The sequence below is a fragment of the Paraburkholderia sediminicola genome, assembly GCF_046027825.1.
GTDB lineage: Bacteria > Pseudomonadota > Gammaproteobacteria > Burkholderiales > Burkholderiaceae > Paraburkholderia > Paraburkholderia sediminicola_D.
Map to the genome: position 1 here is coordinate 125,208 of NZ_JAQQDU010000002.1, position 26,484 is coordinate 151,691.

The following is a 26,484-nucleotide window of genomic DNA, read 5'->3' on the forward strand; positions in this document are numbered from 1 at the left end:
CGTCCTGAAGGACCGCCCACCTGTCCGGGCCGCTGGACCGCTTCCACGTGCTTGCAGCGACTGTCCATCTGTATCAAGATCGAGGCGACTCATCCGGAACAGGCCATTCCCATGACAGACGAATCCGATCCCGACAAACTGAAAGGCCCCGGTGGCTTGACGCTGCGCCAGATCCACGAACAGGTGCAGAAGAGCGTCGAGCGCGACCGCGAAGAGCAGGCATCGCGCAACGCTATCGCTCCGCAGCGAAGCAGGTGGCAACGTTGGGTACGCTACGTGTGGGGCCGCAGCGGGCGTCGCTAGGCGGCGAGCTTGCTCCCGCTTTTTTCTCGGCCTGGTCGAGGGCATCAGGCCTGTCTCGTGCTGGCATGCATGCCATGCAAATCATCGCAGCATTTCAGTGGTCAATCTCGCGTGCGAGCGGCTGTCATTCAGCCGTTACCCGGCCGTGCTAAGCTTAGCTGCACCTGCCTCGCGCCCACACACAGCGGCGCGATATCTTCCCGAAAGCCGCATTACATCGCAGCGTCATACAAAGCCCTTGTCGCTATTTCAAATGGCGGTGCTTTGCACGGCCCATTCCTGATCAGTACACGTGGATTCACCTGGAGAACCATAATGAGCAAGAAGTCCGCCTCCAACCCGGCCGGCGAGTCGAACGACACGACCGCAGCAGCGCTGACCGCGCTGGCAACGCAGATTAACGCGTTTGTACACGAAGGGACGCTCGACAGCCGGTTCGCCGCGAAACTCGTCAAGCGCCTGAAGAAAGAGGCCGAGGCAATTTCAGAAACCGGCCATGCGACCAAGTCGGACTGGAAAGAGTTGAAGAAGGCTTTCGACGCAGTCGATGCAGCGCTGCACGAACACGATGCGAAGTTGCTGGTCACGGCCAATGCGGCGCTGCGGGCGTCAGACGACCTGCCCGATGCCACGACACCGCAATAACCGCCTGACACAGCGTACACCGCATCGTCCCGACCAGAACGCCGGCAAGGAAAGGCGCCGAACCCACTTCAGCTAAGGTCACCATCATGAGCGACGCGAATCACAAACATGACTCCCTCTCTGAACCTACGGCGAACAGCGAACATCATTATCGGTTTCATGTGCCGCACGTCCATCTTAATTCGGTGTTCGGCGACGACTGGTTCGCGCTCAAGGCCGAAAGCTTTGCGCGTTTCTTCGGAACACCCACCTTCCTGATCGCGCAGACGGTGATTGTTGCAGTCTGGATTGCCGTGAACATGCTCGGTTTCACGAAATTCGACGTCTATCCTTTCATCCTCCTGAATCTCGCCTTCAGCCTTCAGGCGGCGTACGCAGCGCCACTCATTCTGCTCGCGCAAACACGCCAGGCGGATCGCGACAAGGTTCATTCCGATGCTGACGCTCGCCATCGCGAGGACCTCGCGATGGCGAGCGAACAGAGGCAGGCGCTAGCGGCGAGGCAAACCGAGCAGCTTGTTGCACTGCTGGAACAGAACACGCAGCTCACCGCCATGACAAAGCAGATGAGCGAACGTATCGAAGCGTTGACGGTGGAGTTGCACAACAAGTTAGCGCAGCCCAACGGGAGCGCTTAGGGTGCTGCGCCTCCATGCTGCTTTCTGCAGACTCATGGCTTCCGCAGACTCACGGTGATTGCGCGTGAGGGCCAGGCCGGCCCCGAAGGGCCGGCCAATGATCCCGGTAGCGGCACTCCCGCTTACGGGGCCGCGACACCCTGCGTCGTCGCCGTGTACGGCGAGTAGAAGCTAATGCCGGCCCAGGTCGGCGTCGGTGCGTTATACAGCGGTGCGCCCTGGGTATAGTTGGCGCCGTCGTGCCAGTCGCCAGTACCGGTGTACTGGGGCACCGCTGGATACGGGTACACCGGGCGCGAGGCGGTCACGACGTTCGACGCATCGGTCTGGTACGTCATGACGGCATTCGGCGCGCTGCCCTGCTCGACCCAACCGGTGATCTGCGTCACGAGGTCGATGTTGGGGAAGCCCTCGCCGCCACCGCAATGGCCGACGCCAAGCACAAGATACAGGCGCGCGAATGCGTCCACGTTCGACGCGCCCATCGTGTTTTGCATCGCCTCGTAGTAATTGATCGTGAAGAGCGGCGAGATGTGCTGGTCAGCCCAGCCGTGCCACAGGATCAGCTTGCCGCCCGCTTTCTGGAAAGCGCTCAGGTCGGGGTTAGTCGCATCCATGAGTGGGTGGTTGGCCTGCAGGAAGTTCGGATAGAAGCTTGCGGCCTGATAGCCGAAGGTGTCGATGTTCGGCATGCTCGGCGAACCCGTGAAGATCAGGTTATAGGCACCGGTCACGATCGAGTAGCTGAACAGTCCCGTAACAGGCACGGGTGCGGCCGTCGAGTTCGTGGTCGGCACTTCGACGCCGATCCAGTTGATTTCGGAACCCAGTTGCGGCGAACCGGCCAGCATGCGTTCACCAGTAGTGGCATCCAGCGGGCCGCCGTAGATCTTGCTGGCGGTGGCGACTTCGGCCGCAGTCAGGCAACTGCTGGTGTTCGTCGCACCGTTAGGGCACTGGATCGATGCCGGATCGAAATTGCACATACGCGGATCGGTCAGCAAGCCGTCAGGCACGCTGGGCTGGCCACCACAGGCAGCAACAACAGCCTTGTGCAGCACGGCAACCTTGTCGGCATAGAGCACGGCATTGCCCGTGCTCGTACCGGTGGTGCTGTTCGATTCCACGCTCCAGCCGTGGTACAGCGAGTTCTGGATCTGGAAGTGTGCGGCCGGAGCGCCTGCGACGATGCCGTTGTAGTCGGCCGGATAGCGCTGCGCGGCCATCAGGGCTTCGCGGCCACCGTCAGAACACCCCACGAAGTACGAATACTTCTGCGCCTGCCCGTAATAGGCCTGAATCAGCTTTTTCGCCGCGAGCGTCGTGATGTGCTGGCCGCGGTAGGCAAAGTCAGCCTGCTTTTGCGGATCCGTGGTCCAGGTGGCGTCCTGCCCTGAGTGGCCCATGTCGGTCGCTGCCGTCACGAAGCCGCCTTTTTGCACGAGCGGGCAGGTATAGCTGAAACTGAAGGAGCTTTGCTGCGTCGGATCGCTCAAGTTCCCGCACAGGCCACCGCAGCCGAGTGCCGCGAAACGTTGCGTATACGTGCTGACTGGTAGGGCCACCTCGAAGGTGTTCGAGGGAGCGAGCGTGCCCTTCACCGTGCAGAAGCTGACGGCCGCACCATTGATGGTGGCGCTGGTGACGGTAGCCGAAGTAATCGAACTGCCCGCACCGCCGATGTCGGTGATGTCCACCGAGGCCAGTTTGGAACAATCGACAACGGGGGCAACGACGGCTAGCGCGGCAGTCGTAGCGGTAGTGGCGGCGGAACCGACACTGCCGTCGCAAGCGGCAACAACGGCCGCGGTCACGCAGATGGCGAACACTGCCAGCAGCGAGCCGGTGTGCGCACGTGCGAGCGCAAGCAGCCCGAGGGGATGCCGAGTTTTCATACTTGCCTCCTTAACCTGTCTCTTCTGTCGGATATCAGAACCGTCCCGGTACGCCGTGAGCACACGATGCACTCGCGATGACGGTGTAATTTGTTAGAATTCCTTATTTATACGACCGATTTACGCCTCCTGTTTGGTAAGGTCCAGTTCAAAACGTGTATCGTTCGATCGGCTCCATGCCGTGCGCAAGCTTGACCGCAGACGCCTCGGGCGAGGCCAGAAACGCGATCAGTGCCTGTGCGTCGCCCACGCGCTCAGACGTCGTGCAGACCGCAGCCGAGAAAACAGTAGAAACCTGGATATCAGCCGGCAGCGGCCCGATGACGTCAATGCCCGGCAAGTGGATCAGCTCGCTCAATTGCTGGAAACCGAGCTCGACATCCCCGTTAGCGATAAGCGAGCCCACTGGAACGCCGGGCGGAGCCTGCACGATGCGCGGCGCGACAGTCCCGGCAATGCCCCAGCGCTCAAACAGGCGCGACAGATGCGAACCGCTGGGCCCCGTGGAGTAGCCAATGCTGCGCGCGGCCAGCACGGCGTCGCGAACAGCCGCTTCATTCCCGATCCACGGTTGCGTCGCCCCGGCTGCCACGGCAATCGCCACGCCCGAGCGAGCCACGTCAGCGCGACTGCCCGGAACGATCCGACCGGCCACCGCCAGCCGATCGATCGCGTCGGCCGCAAGCACTACCATATCGAATAGTTCGCCATCCTCAACACGCCGAGCCGCCTCGACTCCGCCGACCGATTCGATCAACACCCGCTGCTGCGAATGCCGCGCGTACCGCTTGACAAGATCGGCCAGCACATTGCGGGTCGCCATCGAGGAGATACCGTTGATCGCCTGGCTCATGGTTTGATCGGTGACCATGTTGACTGCCCCTTCAGTCGATGTAGCGCAGCCCGGCCTGTCGCAAAGGCTCGCGCATGTTGTACATGTCCAGGCCGAGCACGCCGGAGGCCAGCTTCGCGCGCTTTCCCGCTTCGTTGGCTTCGCGCGCAGTCGCTCTTTCAAGCACCTCGAGCGCCGACGCTGCCGGCACCACGACCACGCCATCGTCGTCGGCCACGACAACATCGCCGGGATTCACCAGCGCACCCGCGCATATCACCGGTATGTTCACGGAACCGAGCGTCGCCTTGACCGTCCCTTTGGCCGAGATCGCTTTGCTCCACACCGGAAACTTCATCTCGGCCAGCACGCGCACGTCGCGCACGCCACCATCGATGACAAGCCCCCGCGCACCGCGAGCCTGAAAGCTCGTCGCCAGCAGGTCGCCGAAAAAACCGTCAGTGCAATCCGTCGTGACTCCGGCAATGACAATATCGCCTGGCCGGATCTGCTCCGCCGCAACATGCAGCATCCAGTTGTCGCCCGGTTGCAGCAGGACCGTGACTGCCGTACCGCACGCCTGTGCGCCGACCTGAATCGGCCGCATGTAGGGCTTCATCAGCCCGGTACGTCCCATTGCCTCATGCGCCGTGGCCGTCCCAAGAACACCGAGCTTTGCCGCGACGTCACCGTCTGCCCGCTGAATGTTGCGATATACAACGCCAAGTTCCACCATGATCAATGCCCCTTCATTTTCAGTGCTGCGTCGAGGCGCGGATAGACACGTCGCGCGTTACCCTCGTAGATCTTGTACCGTTCATCTGCCTCAATGTGCGCGGCCTCGATGTAGCGCTTCGTGTCATCGAAAAAGTGGCCCGTCTCCGGATCGATGCCGCGCACAGCCCCGATCATCTCGCTCGCAAAGAGAATGTTGTCCACGGGAATCACACGCGTGAGCAGGTCGATGCCCGGCTGGTGATAGACGCAGGTGTCGAAGAAGACGTTATTGAGCAGATGTTCCGTCAGTACCGGCTTTTTCAGCTCCTGGGCAAGCCCGCGAAAGCGGCCCCAGTGGTACGGCACCGCGCCGCCGCCATGCGGAATCACAAAGCGCAGGGTTGGGAAGTCGCGAAACAGATCCGACGTCAGGCACTGCATGAAAGCGGACGTGTCCGCATTCAGATAATGCGCGCCAGTGGTGTGGAAGCACGCGTTGCAGCTCGTACTCACATGGATCATCGCGGGAATGTCGTACTCGACCATCTTCTCGTAGATCGGATACCAGTAGCGATCCGACAACGGCGCGCTGGCCCAGTGGCCGCCCGACGGATCCGGATTGAGATTGATCGCCACGTTGCCGTACTGCTCCACACACTTGACGAGTTCGGCGATGCACGTGGCCGTGTCGACACCCGGGCTTTGCGGCAACATCGCTGCCGGAATGAAATGATCGGGAAAGAGCTGACTCACGCGATAACACAGCTCGTTGCAGATCGCCGCCCACGTGCTGGAGACCTGCAAGTCTCCAATGTGATGGGCCATGAAGCTGGCGCGCGGGCTGAAAATCGTGAGATCGAGGCCGCGCTCGCGCATGAGCCGCAGTTGATTGCTTTCGATCGACTCGCGTAACTCGTCGTCGCCGATCCGCAGTTCAGAGACATGAGGCCTCTGGGACGGATCGTTGATGCCCGCAATCTGCCGGTTTCGCCACGTCTCCAGCGCCTTGGGCGCGGTGGTGTAGTGGCCGTGAATGTCGATGATCATCGTTGCTCCAAACAGCTAATTCAATTGCCGGCGCGATACCACAGCTAACGCGCGCCGGCTTTCCTAGTGTGCGGTGTTCGGTTGCGCGGTAAGCTCGCCAGTCCTCGCGCGCTGGGCCACCAGGACGGCAAGTGCTGCCAGCACAGCGGGAACCGCCAGCATCGCGAGAATCGCGCCAAACTCCCATCCGAGCCCGAGCAGCGCGCCACCTATCGCGGCCCCAAAGATGCTGCCGAACCGGCCCATGCCAAGCATCCAGCTAACCCCGGTTGCGCGCGCAACGGTCGGGTAACGGCCCGGGGCAAACGCATTCAATCCCGTTTGGGCACCACTCATGCAGAAACCCGCAGCGAACACCAGCAACGCCAGCGAGGAGGACAAGGCACCGATCCATGCCAGCGCGAGCACACACAGGCCACCTCCCAGGTAGGCCGCGCTGATAACCGGTGCCGGACGGACCTTGTCCATCACCCAGCCGACGAGAATCGCGCCGATGGTTCCACCGATCTGGAACATGGCGGTCACGTTGGCGGCCGACGTCACTGTCAGCCCAGCGTCCCGCATCAGCGTGGGCAGCCAGCCGGTCAGCAGGTAGATCACGAGCAAGCCCATGAAATAGGTGACCCAAAGCGCTGCGGTCATGAAGCCATAGCCCTGCGAGAAGAGCACGCCAATCGGTTTGCGCGTCGGCAACGGCGGTTCGTTGGAAACGAAGACCTCGTCACCAGAGAAGCGCGCACCGCATACCCGGCCGAGGACTGCACCGATACGCGCCGACGGTGCGCCGCGCACCGCCAGCAGACGGGCCGACTCAGGCAGCAGCCACATTTGAAGCGGGATCAACACCAACGGCAACGCGCCACCGAAAATCAATACCGAACGCCAGCCGTGCGCCGGAATCAGCCAACCTGCAGCAAAGCCGATCAGGGCCGATCCCAGGTTGAAGCCGGTGAACATGATCGTGATCATCAGCGAGCGCTTGCGCTGAGGCGCGTACTCCGACAGCAAGGTCGTCGAGTTGGGCATCGCGGCGCCCAGACCAATACCTGTTAACAGTCGCAGGGTGGCCATCGCCACCGGCGAGTGAGTAAAGGCCGTCGCGATAGTGAAAATGCCAAACAGGAAGACGGAGGTGATCAACACCCACTTGCGGCCGACGCGGTCCGAAGCAGGCCCTGCCGCCAGTGCACCGATGACGAGACCGAGCGGCGCTGCACTCATCACCAGACCGAACGCGGGACGCGATATCCCCCAGTCGTGGATGACGGCGGGCGCTATGAAACCCATGATCGCCACGTCCATCCCATCGGCAGTCACAACGAGAAAACACAGCGCCACCAGCAGCCACTGGTAAGGCGAGATGGGTCGCTCGTCGATAAATGCCTTGATATCAATTGCCTTTCCGCTTGTCATTGCTGCTCTCCTGTCTCCTCGCTGCACGTCTTGCGTCACGCGGCGATCGTGTGCGGGTCTGCCACCGCGTTGATTTAGAAGCGGGTGTGGATGCCCACGCGAGCAATCGCCTGGGTGGCGCTGCTGGACGCGCCGTCCGAACTGTTCAACCCGTTGATCTGCGCCTGAGCGCCGGAATTGGCCCGCTGATAAAGTCCGAGTACGTAGACGCTCGTGAGCTTGGACAAGGCGTAGTCGACGTTGGCCCCGATCTGGTGTGCGTGGTTGTTGTCGACCGTCGCGTTGCCTTTCATATACATGTAGGACGCACCGGCGCTGAGTGCCGGCGTGAAGTTGTAATGCGCGCCTACGGATCCTTCGTACACCGACGCACCGTTTGCCGAGTTATGCACCGTGGTGAAAAGCGCATTCGTGATCCAAGCGCCGAAACGATAGTGCGTGCCGACGCCCCAGTTGCACACGCTGACTTGCGGCGAGCCAGCCGTGTAGTACTTGATATTCGTGTACGCAGCATTGGCGCCGAACGTTCCGGCGGCGTAGTTCAGCGCGAAGCTCTGGGCGTTAGCTGCGCCGACGGATCCGGCTACGCCCCCAAACGCGTACATGGCCCCCGCACTGAAGCCCCCGAAAACAGGCGACAGATATTTAACCGAATTCGCGATGCGCTCACCCGCCATGCGATCCCAGTCAAAAGCGCCGGTGGGATTCTGCGGCAACGCCAGCTTCTGGAACGGACCCGCGCGGAAATCATAGAAATGCCCCGAGATTTCAGCCGGATCGTCGCCCGCGAAGTAGAGCGAATCGGTCATGAAGTCGTACTGGTTACCGAGGGTGATCTTCCCAGCCCTGTCGTTCACCAATCCAACGAGGGAGGTTCGGCTGAAAAGACTCGAGTTCGGCATGAACTGTCCGTTGTCCACCTGAAACTGGTCGACCAGCTCAAAGATAGCCTTGGTGCCGCCGCCCAGATCTTCAACGCCTCTGAAACCCCATAGATTCGGCCCGTTGACCCCATCGTCCATCTTGATGTTGTGATTGCCGGCCTGATTGCTTACGTAGGTAATGCCCATGTCTATCAACCCAAACAGCGTCATGCTGCTCTGGGCATGAGCGCCTGTTGCCGCGAATGTGGCGCTTAACAATGCCAGCGAGATTTTTTTGCTCTTCTTCACACAGTCTCCTTACACTTTAGTTAGTTTTACTAATCTCAGTTGCTATCGGCTATTTCGTATCCGAGGCATGGATCCAGACATTCACTTCGACGCGATGAAGCAGGCTCGACCGCATTCCGCAGGTTCAGGCGGGAAGCCGGGCTCGTCGAAGTCTGGTCGCCCCTGGCAGCACCGGATCTCGGCCCAGTTGCGACGTGGAGCAGTTACGCCAGGTCAATATAGTCGGCTTACCCCTCTTTCGAAACAGGTCGGTCCGGACAGAACAAGGCAAAAAGAGAGCGCTGAACAGCGTTTTTCTATGGGAGGGTTTTCACGGATTCGACGTTCCTGCCGTGACACGACACGAAACCGAACGAACTATAAGCCGTTGATAGTTATGGTTATTTTATTGAATCCAGGTGTGGAGCCCGGCGGATCAACGAGGGGTGTCGGCGAGAAGGCCACGTCCTGAAAGCGGGACAGGTCGTTCGGAACCGATAAATAAAACAGATGGCATGCTGTAGCACTTGGCAACAAAGCAAGTGGCAGCAAGCGCGGGGCGTTTGTATTCCGCCCCGCAGCGCTCATTGAGAACGGTCAATGGCGGCAGACGACGTTCAGCCTGTCCGGACAGTGCCCGGCCACGCTGAACGTCGATTACGTTGACTGCCTGGCAGCTTATTGCACTGCCATGATCGGCGCGGGGAACCATTCGCCTTGCTGGACTTCCTGCTTCGACACATACGCGCGGAAAGTCAGCGAGAATCCCTTGCCCTCAGGCGTAGGCAGCCAATTGCTTTGGGGCACGTTCTTCGGCCGTACCGGCGCCAGCCAGATACTGGTGCTGCCGTCCGCGTTGGCCTTGAGATGGGACACGTTATTCAGGTTATAGCGGTGTATCGCGTTGGGAACCACGCGGTAGTCTGGCACGCTGTACAGCGTGACTGACCAGAATCCGTTTACATGCGCGTCCGGCTTTTCGCCTTTAGCAAACCGGATCTCATAGGTCTTGCTGCCATCGAGCGGCTGCTTGTCGCTGTCGGTCAGACCTACAAAATAGATAGCCTCGCTAATGGAATTTGCCCACAGGCCGCCGTAATTGATGATGTCACGCGCCATCAGGTCATTGCCAAACTTGCCCGCCACATAAGAGACGGACCAACCGCCCTTCTGTGTGCCGAAGCCCTTGGCGCCTGCCAGGAAACCAGGAATCGCCTTGGTCCTGATCACATCGTCGACCCGCTGGCGAGCACTGTCGTTGCTCTTCATGTAGTTAGCAACGTTGATTGCCGCCGCCTGGTACTCCGGTGCCTTCGGCATGGCGTCCGGATAGGTTGCCAGTACTTCGGCTACGTGATCGAAAATCTCGGCGCGGATTGGCGCTGCAGGTGTAAAGGCCGGCACGGCAAAGGGCGGATCAATTGCGATGTCAGGAGAAGCTTGCACCGTGAACTGGTGTTGCAATCGCACTGCTGTTTTCGGGGATCCCTTCAGTTCCACCCGCGCCAGCAACTTCACCTTGGCAGAAGGCAGCTCGATCTTGACGGCATCAGCAGGCACCGGCGGATTGGTTCCTTTGATCACCAGCGCGAACTTTCCGTACGGGTGGTCAGGGTACGTTCGCTCGTTGATATTGGTGATGACTTCGCCCCACCCGTCGAGCAATTGAGCCGTGTAGTAACGACCCTTGACGCGAGGCACGTTCAGAATGACGGCATGATCATTGTCTGCGGCAAGCCATGCCTCAAGATAGGCGACGTCGAGGTTCGGATTGACAAACTGGGCCGATCCCAGCGGATTGTATTTGATCTTGTTGTAGCCGACCTTCTCGACATTGATGTCGTAGTTCTCCTGTTGCAACACCAGATAGCGTCCGTAAAGGTACGTCCAGGCTGTCACGATCGTGTCGTCCGAGGGGACCGTCGCGTTTGCTGCCGCGTTATTCGCCGGGTTTGTGCCAGACGAACTACAGGCAACGAGGCTTGCTCCGATCAAACCCGCCGCGATCCAGCGAGAAGCCCATTTCAGCGCTTTTGTGGTGTGCGTCATCCAGTCAACCCCTATTTTAAATTGGTCGGGAAAGTTTACATTGAACCCGCGAATGTTAATAGGGCGCATCGACCGCATAAAGCAAATCGAAAACAGCTATATGTCAATTGGATACGCCGGAGATCAACAGATTTCGCGTTCGCGTTGAATATAAAACAGCGCAGAGCGTTTCAGACTTTTTAAATCACTCTTCAACGCGCGCAGCCCGCTCAATCCAGGTTTGCTGTCGATTATGAACAGACGCTTCAAGTGTTCGATTGCGTGTCGGAGCGATGAGCAAGTGCAATCGCATCGAGGCCGGCCAGCACGAAGCGCACAAAGTCTTCCGCCAATGCCTCCCTGTCTTTCGCAACCGCAGGTAGAAGTTCGCCCAGCATCTGCTTTGGCGCGATCATCATGGCGATGCAGGGCAGCACACTAAACATCAAAGCCCGTTGCACCACCGGCGTTGCCGGGCTCAGTCCCAGCACGTCGCCGACGATCTTCAACAGAAGTGCAGCTTTGGGCCGCACGGCTTTCTCGATGAGCGCTGGAATAGCGGTCGATGGAGAGAGCACTTCGCGCAGCATCAGCATGAAGCCCCAAGGCGCGCCTGCGTTCGATGAAAGTCCAACGAAACGGCAGAGCACCGCGCGAAGCTGCTCCCTGGGATCGCTCAGGCCGGCGGCGAGCGCAGCCAGTTCGTCGAGGCCCACGACCTGCCGGTGCGCCTCGATCAACGCAGCTTCATAAAGCGCTTCCCTGCTGCCGAAGTGATAGTTGACCGACGCCATCGGCGTTCCGGCGCGTTCGCAAATTTCCTTGCTGGTGGCATCCGCGAAACCCCGTTCGGCGAACAACTGGCCCGCCGTGTCGAGCAAATGCTGACGTGTTGCCGCTCCGTCGGGACGTGAGGCCCTTTTGGGGCGCGCGGCGGCTGTCCTTTTCATGGGGGTCGGCATGGTCGAGAAGTGGGCTCGCGAAAACAGTTTGAATTTGAATTCAAATTCACATACTATTAATTCTACTTCATCTGGGTGCGGGCCGCGAACGGACTCCGCGGCGAACAACCACGCTGCGGAAGCCTCTGAATCACGCTCGCGGAGAGCACAGATTCTGTCCAGCCCCGCGCCAGTGCAGTTGCAAGGACGGTCCGATCGTCGCCATTCGTTGCGGAGCCAGTCATGATCCGATTTCCCAGCGCCGCGCTCCTTGTGCTGCTGGCCGCCCTGTTACCGGCCTGCTCGCACCAGGACACCGGCACCTACCAGGGTTATGTCGAGGGCGAGTTCGTCTATCTCGGTTCATCGCAATCCGGCAAGCTGAGCCAATTGTCAGTCGCACGCGGACAAACGATCAGCGCGAACGCCCCACTCTTTTCGCTCGAATCGGACGACGAAACCCATGCGCTCGTGCAGGCCGAGCAGCAACTCACAGCAGCCCGCGCACAACTCGCGGATATTCAGACCGGCAAGCGCGTACCCGAGGTCAACGTCAATCGCGCCCAACTCGCCGAAGCCATAGCCAACGCCCGCAAAGCATCGCTGCAACTCACGCGGGATGAAGCACAGTACAGCGCGGGCGGCATTGCAAAGGCACAACTCGACGATTCGCGCGCCAACGCCGACTCCACCGCGGCACAGGTGCGTGAACTGAGCAATCAGGTCGACGTGGCTCGCCTGCCCGCCCGTTCGCAACAGATTGTCCAACAGCAGGCCCAGGTGGCAGCCGCCCAGGCGGCCGTCGCGCAGACGCAATGGAAGCTGGATCAGAAACGCGTCAGCGCTCCGGCAGAAGGTCTTGTCTATGACACGCTCTATCGCCAAGGCGAGTGGGTGCCGGCGGGTAGCCCGATCGTGCAGCTTCTGCCGCCGCAGAACGTCAAGGTTCGCTTCTTCGTTCCAGAAACGATCGTCGGCCAGTTGACGCCGGATCGCCGCGTGTCCATACACTGCGACGGCTGCGCGGCCGACGTGCCCGCCAGAATCACCTACGTGTCGAGCGAGGCCGAATACACGCCGCCCGTCATCTACAGCAATGAAAGCCGCGCCAAGCTCGTTTTCATGGTCGAGGCCCACCCGTCCAGTGCGGACGCAACGAAGCTTCATCCCGGCCAACCCGTCTCAGTGGTGCTGCAATGAGCACCGAAACACAGCAATACGTCATCGACGTACATGATCTGAACAAGCACTTCGGCGATAAGCATGTCGTCAACAACGTTACGTTGCAGGTCGGACACGGCGAAATTTTCGGCTTCCTGGGACCGAACGGCAGTGGCAAAACCACGTCGATCCGGCTCATGTGCGGTTTGCTCACACCCGATTCAGGCAGCGGCACCTGCCTCGGTTACGACATCCTGCGCGAGAGCGAACAGATCAAGCGCAATGTCGGCTACATGACGCAGCGTTTTTCCTATTGGGACGACCTGAGCATTCGCGAGAATCTCGACTTCGTCGCGCGGGTCTATCAGATGCGCAACCGGCGCGAGGCCGTGGACCGCTCGCTGGAATCGCTCGGACTGCAAACGCGCGCGAACCAGTTGACGGGCTCGTTATCGGGCGGCTGGAAGCAGCGGCTGGCGCTCGCCGCGTGCATGTTGCACGAACCGAAACTGTTATTGCTGGATGAACCCACGGCCGGCGTCGACCCCACCGCGCGGCGAGACTTCTGGGAAGAATTGCACCGGCTCGCCGCACGCGGCGTTTCAGTACTCGTCAGCACCCACTACATGGACGAAGCGGAGCGCTGCCACAAGCTTGCGTATATCGCCTACGGGAAGTTGCTCGCCAATGGCACGTCGAGTGAGATCATCGAATCGCAGGGCCTCGCGACATGGTCGATCCACGGCGAGCACCTAAGCAAGTTGTCCGAACAACTCCGCGCTACGCCCGGCGTCGACCAGACTGTCGTATTCGGTTCTTCGCTGCACGCAAGCGGGCACGATCACGCCGCGCTCGAAGCGGCGATCAGACACGCAACCGCGGGCACCGCACTGCGCATCGAACCGGTCAGCACCGGCCTTGAAGACGTGTTCATCTACCTGATGAGCCGTTCGAAAGACAACTTCGGAGCACCATCGTGAAGAAGCGCAGCGCATTTTCCGTGACGCGTTGGTGGGCGATCGTCCTCAAGGAGTTTCTCCAGTTGCGGCGCGACCGCATCACGTTCGGCATGATTATCGGGGTGCCGATTATCCAGCTTTCGCTGTTCGGTTTCGCGATCAACACCGATCCGAAACATCTGCCGACAGCCGTCATCATTCACGACCAGAGCGAGTTCTCCCGCAGTTTTGTCGCGGCAATGACGAACTCGGCCTACTTCGACATCACCGAAACGTTGCCTGACGAGGAAGCGGGCCGCCGCGCACTCGCCCAGGGCCGGGTGCAATTCGTGCTCAACGTACCGGTCGATTTCTCGCGCAAACTGCTGCGCGGCGAACATCCGTCGCTGCTGCTCGAGGCCGACGCCACCGATCCGACCGCAACGAGTACCGCCGTCGGCGCGCTGCCAGGCCTCGTTCAACCAGTCGCGGACAAAGACCTCAAGGGTCCGCTCGCGTATCTGAACGGAACGCAAAACGCTTTCGGCGTGCAGGTTCATAACCTGTACAACCCTGAAGGCATTACGCAGTACAACGTGGTACCGGGACTGATGGGCGTGATCCTCACCATGACGCTCGTCATGATGACGGGTCTCGCGGTGACACGCGAACGCGAGCGCGGCACGATGGAAAACCTGCTCGCCACGCCCGCGCTGCCGATCGAAGTCATGACCGGCAAGATCGTGCCCTACGTCGCCATCGGACTGATTCAGGCGACGATCATTCTTGTCGCCACACGCTTCGTCTTTCACGTTCCGTTTTTTGGCAGCGTAGTGGCCATTTATCTGTCTGCTTTACTCTTCATTGCAGCGAATCTGACGGTGGGCATCACGCTGTCCTCGCTTGCGCAAAACCAGTTGCAGGCGATGCAACTCTCCGTCTTCTACTTTTTGCCGAACATTCTCCTGTCCGGCTTCATGTTCCCTTTCGCAGGCATGCCGCGCTGGGCGCAGTTTATCGGCGACCTGTTGCCACTCACCTACTTCAACCGCCTGATTCGCGGCATTTTGCTCAAGGGCAATGGCTGGGCGGATCTCTGGCCGTCTGTGTGGCCCATGGCGCTCTTCACGGTCATCGTCATGGCCATCGCGCTGCGTTTCTATCGCCGCACGCTGGACTAGGAGAACACGACCATGAAACAGCTCGCTTTTCTGTGTTCGCTCGCGCTGTGCGGCTGCGCGGTGGGACCGGACTTCCAGGCGCCCGCGCCGCCTGACACGCAAACCTATACGCGCAACGCCGAACCGTCGGGCACCGTGTCAGGCGATGCCACAGACGGATCGGTGCAGACCTTCACCCCCGCGAATACCGCCATGGCGATGTGGTGGCAACAGTTCCGCTCGGCGCAGCTCGATCGACTTGTCGAGCAGGCGCTGACCCGGAGCCCGACACTGGCGCAAGCGCGTGCAAAGTTGATCGAAGCGCGCGAGAACTACAACGCTCAAGCCGGCGCGACACGGTTTCCGAGTGTCGACGCCAGCATTTCCGCGACACGGCAGCAAGTCGATCTTGCCTCTTTCGGCATTCCGATTGCCGCGAACCCGGGGCCGTTTTCGTTATTCAACGCATCGGTAAGCGTGTCCTACGCGTTCGATATTTTTGGCGGCAATCGTCGCGCGCTCGAGGCCACCCTGGCACAGGTCGACTACGAGGCATTCCAACTCGACGCGGCGCGCCTTTCGATCGCCGGCAACGTGGTGTCGACGGCTGTGCTGCGCGCCTCGTTGCAGCAACAGATCCTGCTGACGCAGCGTCTCGCCGATGCGCAGGCGCAGCAGCTATCGATTCTCGAAGCCAGGTTTGCCGCCGGTGGCGTCTCCCGATTCGACGTGAACAGCCAGCGCACGCTGGTCGCGCAAACCCTCGCTTCACTGCCGCCTCTCGCGACCCAGCTCGCCCAGGCGGATCATCAACTCGCGATTCTGGTTGGCGTCGCGCCGTCAAAAGTAGATTTCAGCGAACTCACGCTCGACTCCCTTCATCTGCCCGACGACATCCCGATCACGCTTCCATCCACGCTCGCGCGCCAGCGTCCTGACATTCGCGCCTCTGAAGCGTTACTGCATCAGGCAAGCGCGAATGTGGGCGTCGCGACCGCGAATCTCTATCCGCAGTTTTCGTTGTCGGCGGGCATCGGTTCGGAGCGGACCAGTATTCAGGACATTGTGAGCGGCCTGAACATCTGGAATGTCGCCCTGAATCTGACGCAGCCGATTTTCCACGGCGGCGAACTACACGCGAAAAAGCGTGCAGCGCAAGCCGCTTATGACGCAGCGTTCGCAAGCTATCAGCAAACCGTCCTGCAGGCGTTGCAACAGGTCGCCGATGCACTCACGGCGCTGCGCAACGACGCCCACGAACTTCGTGCCCGCGACGACGCCGCCCAGCAGGCACAGGCCAACCTCGCTATCGCGCATGCGCAATATGCAGCAGGGGGCGTCAGCCAGTCGAGCCTGCTCGACACGCAACGTCAGGCGCTGCAGACCGCACTGGACCAGACGCGCGCCCAGGCCGCCCGTTTGAGTGATACAGCGGCACTGTTCCAGTCGTTGGGTAGCAGCCAGGACTTGACGCCGGTAGGCACCCCGTAACGATGTTGTCGAACAGACTTGAATTCAAGAACGATCAGTCTTAATATTGTTTCATCATGAAACAACGCTCGCCCTCTACCCGTCCTTCCCCCCCGCCGCCCGAGCGCGGGCGCCCGCGTGAATTCGATCTTGACGAAGTCACCGGGATTGCCGGCAAAGTCTTCTGGGAGCAGGGCTACCATGCAACGTCGATTGAATCGTTATGTCAGTCGACCGGCCTTTTCCGTGCCAGCCTCTACAGCACGTTTGGCGACAAACATGGGTTGCTTGTCGCCGCATTCGACCGTTACGCAGAGGGGGCGATTGCTCGCCTGAAAGAGCGGCTCGCCGTCGATCTGCCGCCGCGCGAGGCACTTCGTGAGGCTCTGCTGCATTACACCCAGGTCGCCAGCAATCTGTCGGGACGACACGGATGCCTCATCACGAACGCAGCCATCGAGATGTTGCCGACTGACGAGGCTTTACGCCCTCACATCGAGACCACCTTGCGACGGATTGCCTCGCATCTCGTCGCCGCCGTGGTCCGCGGCCAGCAAGCGGGGGAATTCAACGCTGAGCTCGACGAACAGTCTGTCGGCACCTTCCTGCTCTGCATGATTCAGGGCCTGCGCGTGCTAGGAAAAGTGAATGTCAGCAAGAACGAACTGGTGTCGATCGTCGACATGACGATGCGAGCGCTGGTCTAAAAATTTTTGCCTATTTCTGGAACGATCATTCATGAATAAGCTCATCGAATTTTCTGCCACGCCAGGGTCCGGTCGTGGCAACCCGTCTATCGGTCTGGTTGCGCAGTCGCTCCGCGGTAGCTACGGGAAGGGCGTTGTCCTTTGCGTGATGGCAACGATATTGATGGGCATCATGTTTCCGGTGATGACGAGCGCCCTCGTGCATGTCGACCCGTTCACCTTTACGTCGCTGAGGTACCTGATCGCCGGCACGGCGTTTCTTGCCTTACTGCTGATCAAGGAAGGCAAGGGCGCGCTGAAGCCGAATGGGGAATCGTTTGCCTTGGCGTGGCTGCTCGGGTCGATTGGCTTTTGCGGATTCGGATCGTTCGTCTTTCTGGGGCAACAACTGGCGGGACGCGAGGGCGCGCTGACTGCATCGATCATGATGGCAACGCAGCCCATGATGGGCCTGCTCGTGAACTCGATTGTTCGCAAACGCCGCCCGCCGCTCTATTCGTTTCTGTTCATCCTGATGTCATTCGCCGGCGTCTCGCTCGTGGTGACAAAAGGGGATATCGCTGGCGTTCTGCGCGAACCGCAGCACTATTCGGCGAACGCCTTAATCGTCCTCGGCGCACTGTGCTGGGTGATATACACCTTTAGCGCGTCCCACTTCAAGAACTGGTCCGCGCTCAAATACACGACGATGACCACCTGGCTCGGACTCACCACGATCATCGGCCTCAACCTGTTGCTGTTCGCGCTTCACGTTGTACCGGTGCCGTCGGCGAGTGCGTTGCGCGCCATCGTCCCCCACCTTCTTTATATGGGCCCGGTCGCCGGCTTCATCGCGATCCTGTTCTGGAACATGGGTAACAAGATTCTCACTCCGCTCAACGGCGTGCTGTTCATGGACGTGTTACCCGTCACGACGTTCGTCGTATCTTCGTTGACCGGCGTGGTTCCGGAACGCTGGCAAATCGCAGGGGCGTGCACGACAGGCGCCGCGCTGATCTTCAACAATATCTATTTGCGACGCCAGGCTCGACGACCCGTGTTGCAAAAGTAATTCACCGAGCGTGTCCGACACGGCCACGGCGAGCAAGTGCGCGCCGTGGCCCTGAACCGGCTTACTGCTTCGACAGTTGACCGTAGGCGATTTCCGAGTTATCGGCGGCCTTGATCAGATAGACGATCGTCCGCTGGTACAAGGTGGTGCTGCCGGAAACGGGCAGGAACTTGATCGCTGCGCTGCCGCTGTAGGTCACGCCTGAACGCAACGAGCAGGTGCTTGTCGTACCGCTCAAGGTCAACGTATAAAGGTTCTTGTTCGAACCCGGCGTGGTCAACGCCAGCGTGCCCGCGACACCGCAGCCGAGTATCGCGCCGGTGACGCCGCCCGCATTGTCGACCGTCAGCGTCGTCGAAGTTTGTGCCCACGTGCCTGCCACGCTCGACTGAGTGACTGCGAGCGCATTCGCCGGGTCATACTTCAGCGTGAGGTTCACGGTGCTGCCGTTGGCCAGGTAGCTGCCAGTCAAGGTCTGGTTCGCGGTGTACGTCCCGGTTCCCGCTGTTGCCGTGAAGCGAATGCCACCAAAAGTCTCGAAACCGGTGGTCAAGGCCCAGTTCGGCAGAGCGGTAGAGATCGTCCCGAAGAATGTCGACGTGACGACGGTGAACAAACCACTCACGTAAGAGAGATTGCCGACCGGGTCCACGAAAGCCGTCATGTTGGACGTACCCGATTGCGTCCACATGCCTTCAGAGCCGTTGCCCGCGAGAGCGGTCGAACCCGTCTGCGGGGCCGACAGGCTCGGCAGTGGTTCACCGGTCAAAGCGGGCGCTGGCGCCGACGCAGCCGCGGGTGCACTGGCCGTGGCCGGTGCGCTCGCGGTTGCTGGTGCGCTGGCCGATTGGGCGGTCGGCGTGCTGTTATCGCCACCTCCGCCTCCGCCGCACGCGGCGAGGGCCAATGAACCCAACATTGAAACGAGTAGAGTTGATTTTGTTTTCATTTTCATTTTATTAGTTCTGGGTGCGGACTCTCAATGCCGCAAAGTGATTGATTGGATCTCGATATACCCCGCGCAAAATCGCGCAACCCTGTAAACGGCAGTAACAGAAAAGTCTTTAACGTTTACTGAAGAATCATTTTTCTGTCATGCAGTCTTGACAGACGGCATTTTTGACTATGTAAAGGAGCGCAGGTACGATGCTTAATATTCACAACGCATAGCACGCGCCTCTTTCAAATACCCATATCCGTATTGATATCAATGAACTGGAATAGATAAGCAGGCGCCAAGCGGAAAACGTCGAAACGAAACTGCCGCACTGGTAAAGTGCCCGTGATTCCGTTGCTCCCATAACGTATTCATCCACCTCGCCACGCCGCAATGCCGCTCAAGCCCAATCATGGAAGTGCCTGCGCCCCGATCGTGCACCGCACGCCGACTCTTCCGGTCGCGCTTGCCCTGAGCCTGTCCTTACAGGGATGTACGCTGCGCGGTGCGCCGTCGTATGAAATCTTCGGCGCCTACTTTCCGCTCTGGCTGTTGAGCGCGATCGTCGGCTTCGTCGGCGCGCTCATTGCCCATCGGATCTTCGTTTCCACGGGGTGGGCGCAGATCGTCCCGTTTCAGCTCTCCGTCTGCGTGGCTATCGGCCTGACGGTCGGCGTGCTCTTCTGGCTTTCGGGAACAGGACAGCTCTTATGAAAATCGCCGGCATGCGCAAAGGCTCTGCCAAAGGCCGCGTGATCGCGGGCGTGATCGTCATACTTGGCGTCGCGGCAGCCTGGTACGGCTATGACCGGACAACCCGGTTTCCGTCAACGGACGACGCAACGATCGATGCCGACGTCGTGCACGTCGCATCGCAGGTCGGCGGCCGGATCATCCGGCTGCCCGTGGAAGAGAACCAGCGGGTCGCAAAAGGCGACGTGCTCTTCGAGATCGATCCTGTGCCTTATCGGCTCGCGGTCGCGCAGACCCAGGCCGACCTCGAACTGGCCCGCGCGGCACTCGAAACGCGGCGCCGGACGATTGTCGGCGAGCGCGCCAATGCGACTATCGCCGGTGACCAGACGGGCAAAGCCGCACACAACTACGAACTGGCGTCGCGCACGGTGCAGCGACTCACGCCGCTCGTGGCGAAGGGCTACGTGCCGGTCCAGCAACTGGATCAGGCGCAAGTCGCGCAGCACGACGCCGCGTTGTCGCTGAAGCAGGCACAGGAGCAGAAACAGGCGACCGCGCAGACCATCGGCGACGACGCGGACGCCATCGCCGTCGTGCATGCGCGCGAGGCGGCGCTCGCGCTCGCGCAGCACAGCCTCGACGACACCGTCGTGCGCGCGTCGCAGAATGGCTTCGTCACGGGGCTGTCGGTACTGGCGGGCGAGACGGTCGCGCCGCATCAATCGATCTTCACGCTCGTCCATGAGGATGAATGGTTCGCCGTCGCCAACTTCCGGGAAGGGGCGCTCGCGCGGATCCAGCCGGGTGATTGTGCTACCGTCTATTCCATGATCGACCGCAGCCAGGCGATTCACGGCAAAGTGGTCGGCATCGGCGCGGGCGTGGCCGATTCCGATCGCATCAATCTGCCGCGTACCCTGCCGATCGTCCAGCAGTCCGTGAACTGGGTGCGGGTCGCCCAGCGCTTCCCCGTGCGCGTGCGGCTCGACGAGCCGGCTGCCCGGCTGGTGCGGATCGGTGCGAGTGCGATAGTCGAGGTCCGGCATGGCGCAGCCTGCCGGTGATCTTGCCCGACCGGGCCCCGCCGACATCCTGAAGCTGCTTGCGCCCTATCCCGGGCGCGCGGCGATGGCGACCCGCATCGCGCTGATCTGCGCGCTGACGGCGTTCGTGACAAGCGCGTACGGCACGCCGGAAGCCGCGATCTCCGCCTATGTCGTGTTCTTCCTGAACCGGCCCGACCGGGTGTTGAGCGTCGTGCTGGGTTCGGCATTGATGGTGCTGGTCACCCTGCTCATCGGGGTCGTCACGGTAGTGGCCATGTTCGCGCTCGACGATCCCATGTGGCGGGTGGCGTGCATCGCGGGGCTGTCGTTCGGCTTGCTGTTCGTGACGTCGGCGAGCAAGCTGCGGCCGGTGGGCGCGATCATCGCGATGATCGTCGGCTTTGCGCTCGACGAACTCGGCATGGTGCCATTCGGCGAAGTGGCGACACGCGCCCTGCTCTACGTATGGCTGATGGTCGCGATTCCAGTCGGTATCTCGATCGGCGTCAACCTGTTGATGGCGCCGTCGCCACGAAAGCTCGCCGGCCGCGAACTGGCGAAGCGCCTGCGGCTCGCGGCCCGCAGCCTGGTCGCGCCCGAGGCAACGGCTGAGGCGCTCAGCGCATGTCTGCACGAAGGCGACGCGGAACTCGGCACGTGGCTCAAGCTCTCGGTGGTCGACGGGTCGTCGGTGCGTGACGATATCGGGCCGCTGCGGCAAGCCGTGTCGTCGACGCTGGCGATTCTGGTCGCCGTAGACCTGGCGGCCAGCGAACCATCGGGGCGACTGCCCGCATCGTTCGCCGCGCCGATTGCCGACACGCTGGAGAACATGGCCCGAATGTTCGAGGCAGGCGGCTATCCGGTCGACATCGAACTCAAGCTGCCCAACGTGGCCGAACTGACACCGCTCGCACGAGTCGTCGTCGAGAATCTGCATGATGTGATCACGCGCTTCGCCGTAGTCGAGGCGCAAACCGATATCAAAGGCGAAAGCCAGGTCGAAACCGACGCGCAAGCCGAAGCACGCGCCCAGGCTCAAGTCGAAACCCAAGCCGCGCCGCCGCCCGCGAGCAAGCGCGGTGGATTCTTCCTGCCGGATGCATTCACGAATCCCGAGCACGTCCGCTACGCACTGAAAACCACCGTGGCGGCGATGTTCTGTTATCTGCTTTATTCGCAGATCAACTGGCCCGGTATCCATACCTGCTTCATCACGGTCTATATGGTGTCGCTCGGCACCACGGCCGAGACCGTCGAGAAGATGACGCTGCGGATCACCGGGTGTCTGGTGGGCGCACTCCTCGGCACCGCCGCAATCATGTTCGTGGTGCCGGTACTGTCGTCCGTCGTCGGGCTGATGGTGCTCGTGCTGATCGGCGCATGGCTGTCGGCGTGGGTCGCTTTCGGTTCGCCGCGGATTGCTTATGCCGGCTTCCAGATCGCCCTGGTGTTTTTCATGTGCGTGTTGCAGGGCGCGGCGCCGGGCTACGATCTGACGCTCGCGCGGGATCGCACCATCGGGATCCTGATCGGCAATGCGGTCGTCTATCTGGTGTTCACGCGCGTGTGGCCGGTCACCGTCGCGGCGCGCGTCGACGCCGGGCTCGCCGCGTTGCGGCAGCAGTGGGAGCGGCTGGCGGCGCTGCCCGATGCCGTCACGCGTCGCGCGCAGGCTGCGAGCGCCATGGCTCAGTGCGGTGCGCTGGAGCAGGATATCGCGCTGATGCATTACGAGCCGTCGTGGGTTCGCCCCGACGCGCAGTGGATCGCAGAACGCCGCAGCGCGCTGGCCAGGCTCGACGCCCTGGAAGGACCGATGTTCCTGCTCGCCGAACGACGGCCGCGCGATGCTGCGATCGACGGCTGGCTTAAGCGGGCCATGGGTGGGCTGGGGTTATCGGCGGGCGGAGGCGGTTCTGCGGGTTCTGCAAGTGCGGTGAGCGCTACGAGTACTGTGAGTGCCGTGGACATAAAGAGCGCAGGTGGCGCAGCGGCTGCGGCTTTGCCCGCCACGCAGGATCCGGCTTTGCCAGCTGGTCCAGACCCAGCTTTGCCGCTCGCGCAGGACACGGCCTTACCGCTCGCACCCAATGCGGCAGTACCGGATGCAGCAGCCAACGACGACACACGCACCGCCTTGCTGCGTCTTGGCGATGCACGCCTCACTCAACTCGAACACGCTGCGTCGAACGACGCAGCGAAGGAACTCGCGACTCATGCGCCGGCTTAACCCTTCATTCGCCATGGCGATCCTGGCTGCGGCGGGTTTGGCCGGATGCGCCACGTCGTCCCTGGACATGGCCCCGGACAGCCCCGACCGTCCGTGGAATCCGCAGACGGACGCGGCCGGCGCCATCGTGCCTGGGCCGGCGGCGTTGGCTGGGTCAGCGAATTCAGCGAGCCTGGCTAACCCAGCAGCTTCGGCTGCTGCGGCCAACCCGGCTACAACGGCTAACTCCGTTGCGGCGGCTCACCCCGCTGCATCGGCTAACCCGTCCGCCTCCGCACGCAGTTACCAATTACCCGCAAACCCCGCGCTCGCCGCCGTACCGCCTCCGCCCGCGCTGGAACAGGCGCATGCATACGACCTGCCCGAACTGATCGATCTGGCGGAATCGGCGAACCCGCTGACCCGTATCGCCTGGAACGACGCGCGCAATGTGGCGCTCGCAGCCGGCGTCGCGAAGAGCGCCTATCTTCCGCAACTGTCTGTCGCGGCGATGGGGCAGTACCTCGGCCTCCACGATTCGAGCACGTCCGTGCTCGGCGATTCGTCGGCCAGCGTAACGGGACATGGCACGACTGAGGTGGTTGCGCTGCAATGGCTGCTGTTCGATTTCGGCGGACGTGCCGCGCGCGTCGAGGCCGCGTCGCAGGCATCGGTGATGGCGAACATCGCCTTCACCGCGGTCCACCAGCAGGTCATTTTCGACGTCAGCGTCGCGTTCTACGCGTACCAGGCCGCGCGCGCCCGCATCGTCACAACGCAACAAGGCCTCGGCAACGCCGATGCGATCCTGACCGCGGCGCAGTCGCGCTACAAGCATGGCATCGGCACCGTCATCGAAGTGGCGCAAGCCAACCAGAATCGCGCGCAGGCCAGGCTCGCGCTTGTCCAGGCGCAGGGTGCCGAAAGCAACAGCTATCTCGCGCTGATCTCCGCGATGGGGATTTCTCCGCTGTCGAAACCCAGAATCGCGGAGATGCCGGCGCACACACTGCCGGCGCCGACGAGCGACTCGATCGACCGGATCGTCTCGTCCGCGATCGCCCGCCGCCCGGACGTGTTGAGCGCCTATGCAGCCGAGCGGGTCAATCTGGCTAAAGTGAAGGCGGCCGAGTCGGACTTCATGCCGAAGGTATTCGTCTCGGCGACGGGGGCGTACAACACCGGCAGCTCGTCGATTTCGGCGGTGCCGGCCATCGGTCAGCAATTGCCGACGGTGAACCTGAGCGGCGGCCGTTACGGCGGCAGCGTGATTGTCGGCGTGACGATTCCGCTGTATGACGGCGGCTTGCGCTCGGCGGTGCTCGCGCAGGCGCGCAACGATGCCGACAGCGCGTCGACCCGTCTTACTCGAAGCCGTGAAGAAGCGGTTCGGCAAATCGTTACTGCGCAGAATACGCTGCAGACGAGTCTTGCCGCGCAGGCTGCTGCCAAAGACTTGCTTGCCGCGGCGCAGACGACGTACGACGCCGCGTTCGACGCGTATCGGCAAGGTGTCGGCTCGGTCACCGACGCGCTGCTAGCGCAGAATCAATTGTTGGCGGCGAAGAATGCGGACGCGGATAGTTACAGCAGCGCACTGTCGGCCGCCGCGGCGCTTGCCTTGGCGACTGGATCAGTTGAGTCGATTCCAATGCGGGACAACTGGTGAGGGCATGGTCGAAGGCGCGAGTTGACTCGCCCTCTTCCAGCGCGAAGTTCATGCGAAACTTTCAGAAGGCGCGATCCCGTGACAGAGTTCTCCCTCCAGGATTTTTATCTCTTTGTACGACTGGCCGAGTCTCTGTCCGTCGCCGCAGTGGCGAGGGAACGCAACGAACATCCCAGTCAGGTATCACGCGCGTTGTCGAGAATGGAGACAGAATGCAGTCTGCGATTGTTTCACCGCAGCACCCATGGCTTGTCACTCACGGATGACGGATGCATCTTTCTTGAACACGCCCAAAGGATTTCGCAAAACGCGAGCATCCTCGCCGACGATCTGGCATCGCGCAGCAATCGGGTCTCCGGATTGGTCAGGATTAGCGTTCCTTGCATTCTTGCGGAATACGTTCTGATTCCAAATCTGCGCGACCTGGTTGATCGCCACGCTGACCTCAATGTGAGCTTACATATCTCCGACAGACAGGTGGATATGTCGACCGAAGGCATCGACATCGCGATCAGAGCAGGCATCCCGCCACGAGACACGCATGTGGCGCGTAAGCTTGGATCACATCGAAGGGCCTTGTATGCTTCGCCCGCATACTTGGCCGCACGCGGAATTCCCCGATCGCCACGCGACCTTGTGCATCATGATCTGATCGCCAATGCGGCGGTTACCGCCCACAACCAATGGCCCTTTGACGGCGACAACGAATTATCCACGTTGCCCGTTGCGGGGAGGATTCTTGCAGACAATACGTCCGCGATCGTATCGCTCACGCAAGCGAATCTGGGAATTGGCCGCATCAATAAGGTCATCGGCAAGGAACTCGTGGCGCTCGGGATGTTGACGCAAGTGCTTGAAGAATACGAAGACACGAACGAGTTCGACATTTCGGCCGTGACGCTCGCGCCAAGAAATCGCGTTCCAAAAATCTCGGTCTGCCTGGACTTTCTATCTGAATGCTTCCGAAAATTCAGAGAGGACACGTAGGCTAAATTGCATCTGGTATTCGCCGAGTCGAGCAGCTTTAGTTCTGAGTGCTGTCTACCAGACGACTCTTTATCTTATCGACGCCGGCCTGCGCGCAAACCTCATCATCGGCACTTTTCGGCGCGCCACTCACTCCGATAGAGGCAATAGCTTGCCCGTTCTGCTTCACCAGAACGGAGCCGGGCAGGAAAAGAAGATTCGACGTTCCACTACTTGCGGTTGCCGGCAGTCCGGAAGAAAAGCCGGATATCGTTTTGATCAGCGCGCTATTCGTGTCCGCGCCGATCATGGGCCCCATGCTCATGATGGTGTAAGCCTTGCGAAACGAAAATCCCTGCGAATGAATGGGGCTTCCATCACCGCGCGCCTGCAACTTGATCACACCGTCCGGGTCCACGATAGCGACAGCTACCCTAAACCCCTTAGCCTCACAAACGCGGATCGTTTCTGTCGCTGCATCCATTGCCAACGACAGTGGCAGCGCACCCGCAGTCAATGGAATTTGTCCGCTCGCGGACATCGATAACACAACACCCGAACCGAATAACACCAGGCTTGCCACTATTTTGTATTGGAGACTGCGTCTCGTCGCGCCATCGTGTTCAATTGTCATCAGTTGTACTCTCACATTAATGTCCGCAAAAAATGCCGAGGTCTCCGCGTCTCCTGAACCGGGTGCTCGGGAGATGGCCGGACTATCGCAGGTTCCGCTTCCTGCAGAAAGAGAACGACGTGCAATTCGGTATTGCAGAACGAGCACGAGCCGTACAACCCATATGGCGAGTCCTGGCACCTGCTTTGCGCACGTTATTTTCCGTTCCTGAAACGTCATCCACGGAT

At 60.9% G+C, this 26,484-nt stretch carries 24 protein-coding genes; 14 read left to right on the top strand and 10 right to left on the bottom strand.

What is annotated here, in order from left to right:
- Positions 1-111 precede the first annotated feature (111 nt).
- The 3 genes from PQQ96_RS01745 (at position 112) to PQQ96_RS01755 (ending at position 1,586) form a co-directional block, all read left to right on the top strand.
- Entirely contained in the window at positions 112-303 is a 192-nt protein-coding gene (locus PQQ96_RS01745; RefSeq protein ID WP_408287911.1) for a hypothetical protein, read from the top strand.
- A gap of 315 nt (positions 304-618) precedes the next feature.
- Positions 619-948, top strand: a complete 330-nt coding sequence (locus PQQ96_RS01750) for a hypothetical protein (protein ID WP_408287913.1) — start codon at positions 619-621, stop codon at positions 946-948.
- 86 nt (positions 949-1,034) lie between these two features.
- The gene (locus PQQ96_RS01755) at positions 1,035-1,586 is read left to right on the top strand and encodes a DUF1003 domain-containing protein (RefSeq protein WP_408287916.1); all 552 of its coding nucleotides are present in this window, start codon (positions 1,035-1,037) and stop codon (positions 1,584-1,586) included.
- Positions 1,587-1,708: 122 nt separating this feature from the next.
- Here the strand turns inward: PQQ96_RS01755 and PQQ96_RS01760 are convergent, their stop codons facing one another.
- The 8 genes from PQQ96_RS01760 to PQQ96_RS01795 all read right to left on the bottom strand — a co-directional run bounded on the left by PQQ96_RS01760 (position 1,709) and on the right by PQQ96_RS01795 (position 11,631).
- Positions 1,709-3,481: a tannase/feruloyl esterase family alpha/beta hydrolase gene (locus PQQ96_RS01760; RefSeq protein WP_408287919.1), complete on the bottom strand. Its 1,773-nt coding sequence runs from the start codon at positions 3,479-3,481 to the stop codon at positions 1,709-1,711.
- Between the two features lie 148 nt (positions 3,482-3,629).
- Positions 3,630-4,352 carry a substrate-binding domain-containing protein gene (locus PQQ96_RS01765; RefSeq protein ID WP_408287921.1) on the bottom strand — a complete coding sequence of 241 codons (723 nt, stop codon included), beginning with the start codon at positions 4,350-4,352 and terminating at the stop codon, positions 3,630-3,632.
- 13 nt (positions 4,353-4,365) lie between these two features.
- Positions 4,366-5,049 (bottom strand): 4-carboxy-4-hydroxy-2-oxoadipate aldolase/oxaloacetate decarboxylase, encoded by a 684-nt coding sequence (ligK, locus tag PQQ96_RS01770; protein WP_408287924.1) that lies wholly within the window; start codon positions 5,047-5,049, stop codon positions 4,366-4,368.
- A 2-nt stretch (positions 5,050-5,051) separates the two neighbouring features.
- Positions 5,052-6,077, bottom strand: coding sequence for an amidohydrolase family protein (locus tag PQQ96_RS01775; RefSeq protein ID WP_408287926.1), 1,026 nt, complete (start codon positions 6,075-6,077; stop codon positions 5,052-5,054).
- 63 nt (positions 6,078-6,140) lie between these two features.
- Complete coding sequence (locus PQQ96_RS01780) at positions 6,141-7,490, bottom strand: MFS transporter (protein WP_408287928.1); 1,350 nt, start codon at positions 7,488-7,490, stop codon at positions 6,141-6,143.
- A gap of 74 nt (positions 7,491-7,564) precedes the next feature.
- Positions 7,565-8,662 carry a porin gene (locus PQQ96_RS01785; RefSeq protein WP_408287930.1) on the bottom strand — a complete coding sequence of 366 codons (1,098 nt, stop codon included), beginning with the start codon at positions 8,660-8,662 and terminating at the stop codon, positions 7,565-7,567.
- Positions 8,663-9,319: 657 nt separating this feature from the next.
- Positions 9,320-10,690 (bottom strand): DUF1214 domain-containing protein, encoded by a 1,371-nt coding sequence (locus tag PQQ96_RS01790; RefSeq protein WP_408287933.1) that lies wholly within the window; start codon positions 10,688-10,690, stop codon positions 9,320-9,322.
- A gap of 245 nt (positions 10,691-10,935) precedes the next feature.
- On the bottom strand, positions 10,936-11,631 hold the full coding sequence (locus PQQ96_RS01795) for a TetR/AcrR family transcriptional regulator (protein WP_408288162.1): 696 nt from the start codon (positions 11,629-11,631) through the stop codon (positions 10,936-10,938).
- A 222-nt stretch (positions 11,632-11,853) separates the two neighbouring features.
- Between PQQ96_RS01795 and PQQ96_RS01800 the strand changes: the two genes are divergently transcribed.
- The 6 genes from PQQ96_RS01800 to PQQ96_RS01825 are packed head-to-tail and all read left to right on the top strand — an operon-like array spanning position 11,854 to position 18,097.
- Positions 11,854-12,810: an HlyD family secretion protein gene (locus tag PQQ96_RS01800; RefSeq protein ID WP_408287935.1), complete on the top strand. Its 957-nt coding sequence runs from the start codon at positions 11,854-11,856 to the stop codon at positions 12,808-12,810.
- A complete protein-coding gene (locus PQQ96_RS01805; RefSeq protein ID WP_408287937.1) occupies positions 12,807-13,751 on the top strand; it encodes an ABC transporter ATP-binding protein in 945 nt (314 codons plus the stop codon). The genes PQQ96_RS01800 and PQQ96_RS01805 overlap by 4 nt, the downstream gene beginning before the upstream one ends.
- The gene (locus tag PQQ96_RS01810) at positions 13,748-14,890 is read left to right on the top strand and encodes an ABC transporter permease (protein WP_408287940.1); all 1,143 of its coding nucleotides are present in this window, start codon (positions 13,748-13,750) and stop codon (positions 14,888-14,890) included. The genes PQQ96_RS01805 and PQQ96_RS01810 overlap by 4 nt, the downstream gene beginning before the upstream one ends.
- 12 nt (positions 14,891-14,902) lie before the next feature.
- Positions 14,903-16,360: an efflux transporter outer membrane subunit gene (locus tag PQQ96_RS01815; protein ID WP_408287942.1), complete on the top strand. Its 1,458-nt coding sequence runs from the start codon at positions 14,903-14,905 to the stop codon at positions 16,358-16,360.
- Positions 16,361-16,416: 56 nt separating this feature from the next.
- Positions 16,417-17,046, top strand: a complete 630-nt coding sequence (locus PQQ96_RS01820; protein ID WP_408287945.1) for a TetR/AcrR family transcriptional regulator — start codon at positions 16,417-16,419, stop codon at positions 17,044-17,046.
- A gap of 31 nt (positions 17,047-17,077) precedes the next feature.
- Positions 17,078-18,097, top strand: a complete 1,020-nt coding sequence (locus tag PQQ96_RS01825; RefSeq protein WP_408287947.1) for a DMT family transporter — start codon at positions 17,078-17,080, stop codon at positions 18,095-18,097.
- A 61-nt stretch (positions 18,098-18,158) separates the two neighbouring features.
- Here the strand turns inward: PQQ96_RS01825 and PQQ96_RS01830 are convergent, their stop codons facing one another.
- Positions 18,159-19,046, bottom strand: coding sequence for a hypothetical protein (locus tag PQQ96_RS01830; RefSeq protein ID WP_408287950.1), 888 nt, complete (start codon positions 19,044-19,046; stop codon positions 18,159-18,161).
- Positions 19,047-19,427: 381 nt separating this feature from the next.
- Here PQQ96_RS01830 and PQQ96_RS01835 point away from each other — a divergent pair, with 381 nt between their 5' ends.
- The 5 genes from PQQ96_RS01835 (at position 19,428) to PQQ96_RS01855 (ending at position 25,644) form a co-directional block, all read left to right on the top strand.
- Entirely contained in the window at positions 19,428-19,748 is a 321-nt protein-coding gene (locus tag PQQ96_RS01835) for a hypothetical protein (RefSeq protein ID WP_408287953.1), read from the top strand.
- Positions 19,745-20,794 carry a multidrug transporter subunit MdtN gene (gene mdtN / locus PQQ96_RS01840; RefSeq protein WP_408287956.1) on the top strand — a complete coding sequence of 350 codons (1,050 nt, stop codon included), beginning with the start codon at positions 19,745-19,747 and terminating at the stop codon, positions 20,792-20,794. The genes PQQ96_RS01835 and mdtN overlap by 4 nt, the downstream gene beginning before the upstream one ends.
- Complete coding sequence (locus PQQ96_RS01845; RefSeq protein WP_408287958.1) at positions 20,775-23,009, top strand: FUSC family protein; 2,235 nt, start codon at positions 20,775-20,777, stop codon at positions 23,007-23,009. Before mdtN ends, PQQ96_RS01845 begins: the two co-directional genes overlap by 20 nt.
- Positions 22,996-24,657 (top strand): TolC family protein, encoded by a 1,662-nt coding sequence (locus tag PQQ96_RS01850; protein ID WP_408287960.1) that lies wholly within the window; start codon positions 22,996-22,998, stop codon positions 24,655-24,657. The genes PQQ96_RS01845 and PQQ96_RS01850 overlap by 14 nt, the downstream gene beginning before the upstream one ends.
- Before the next feature lie 78 nt (positions 24,658-24,735).
- Positions 24,736-25,644 (top strand): LysR family transcriptional regulator, encoded by a 909-nt coding sequence (locus PQQ96_RS01855; RefSeq protein WP_408287963.1) that lies wholly within the window; start codon positions 24,736-24,738, stop codon positions 25,642-25,644.
- Positions 25,645-25,681: 37 nt separating this feature from the next.
- On the opposite strand, the gene PQQ96_RS01860 is transcribed toward PQQ96_RS01855, so the two are convergent.
- On the bottom strand, positions 25,682-26,257 hold the full coding sequence (locus tag PQQ96_RS01860) for a GlcG/HbpS family heme-binding protein (protein WP_408287966.1): 576 nt from the start codon (positions 26,255-26,257) through the stop codon (positions 25,682-25,684).
- Between the last annotated feature and the right edge of the window lie 227 nt (positions 26,258-26,484).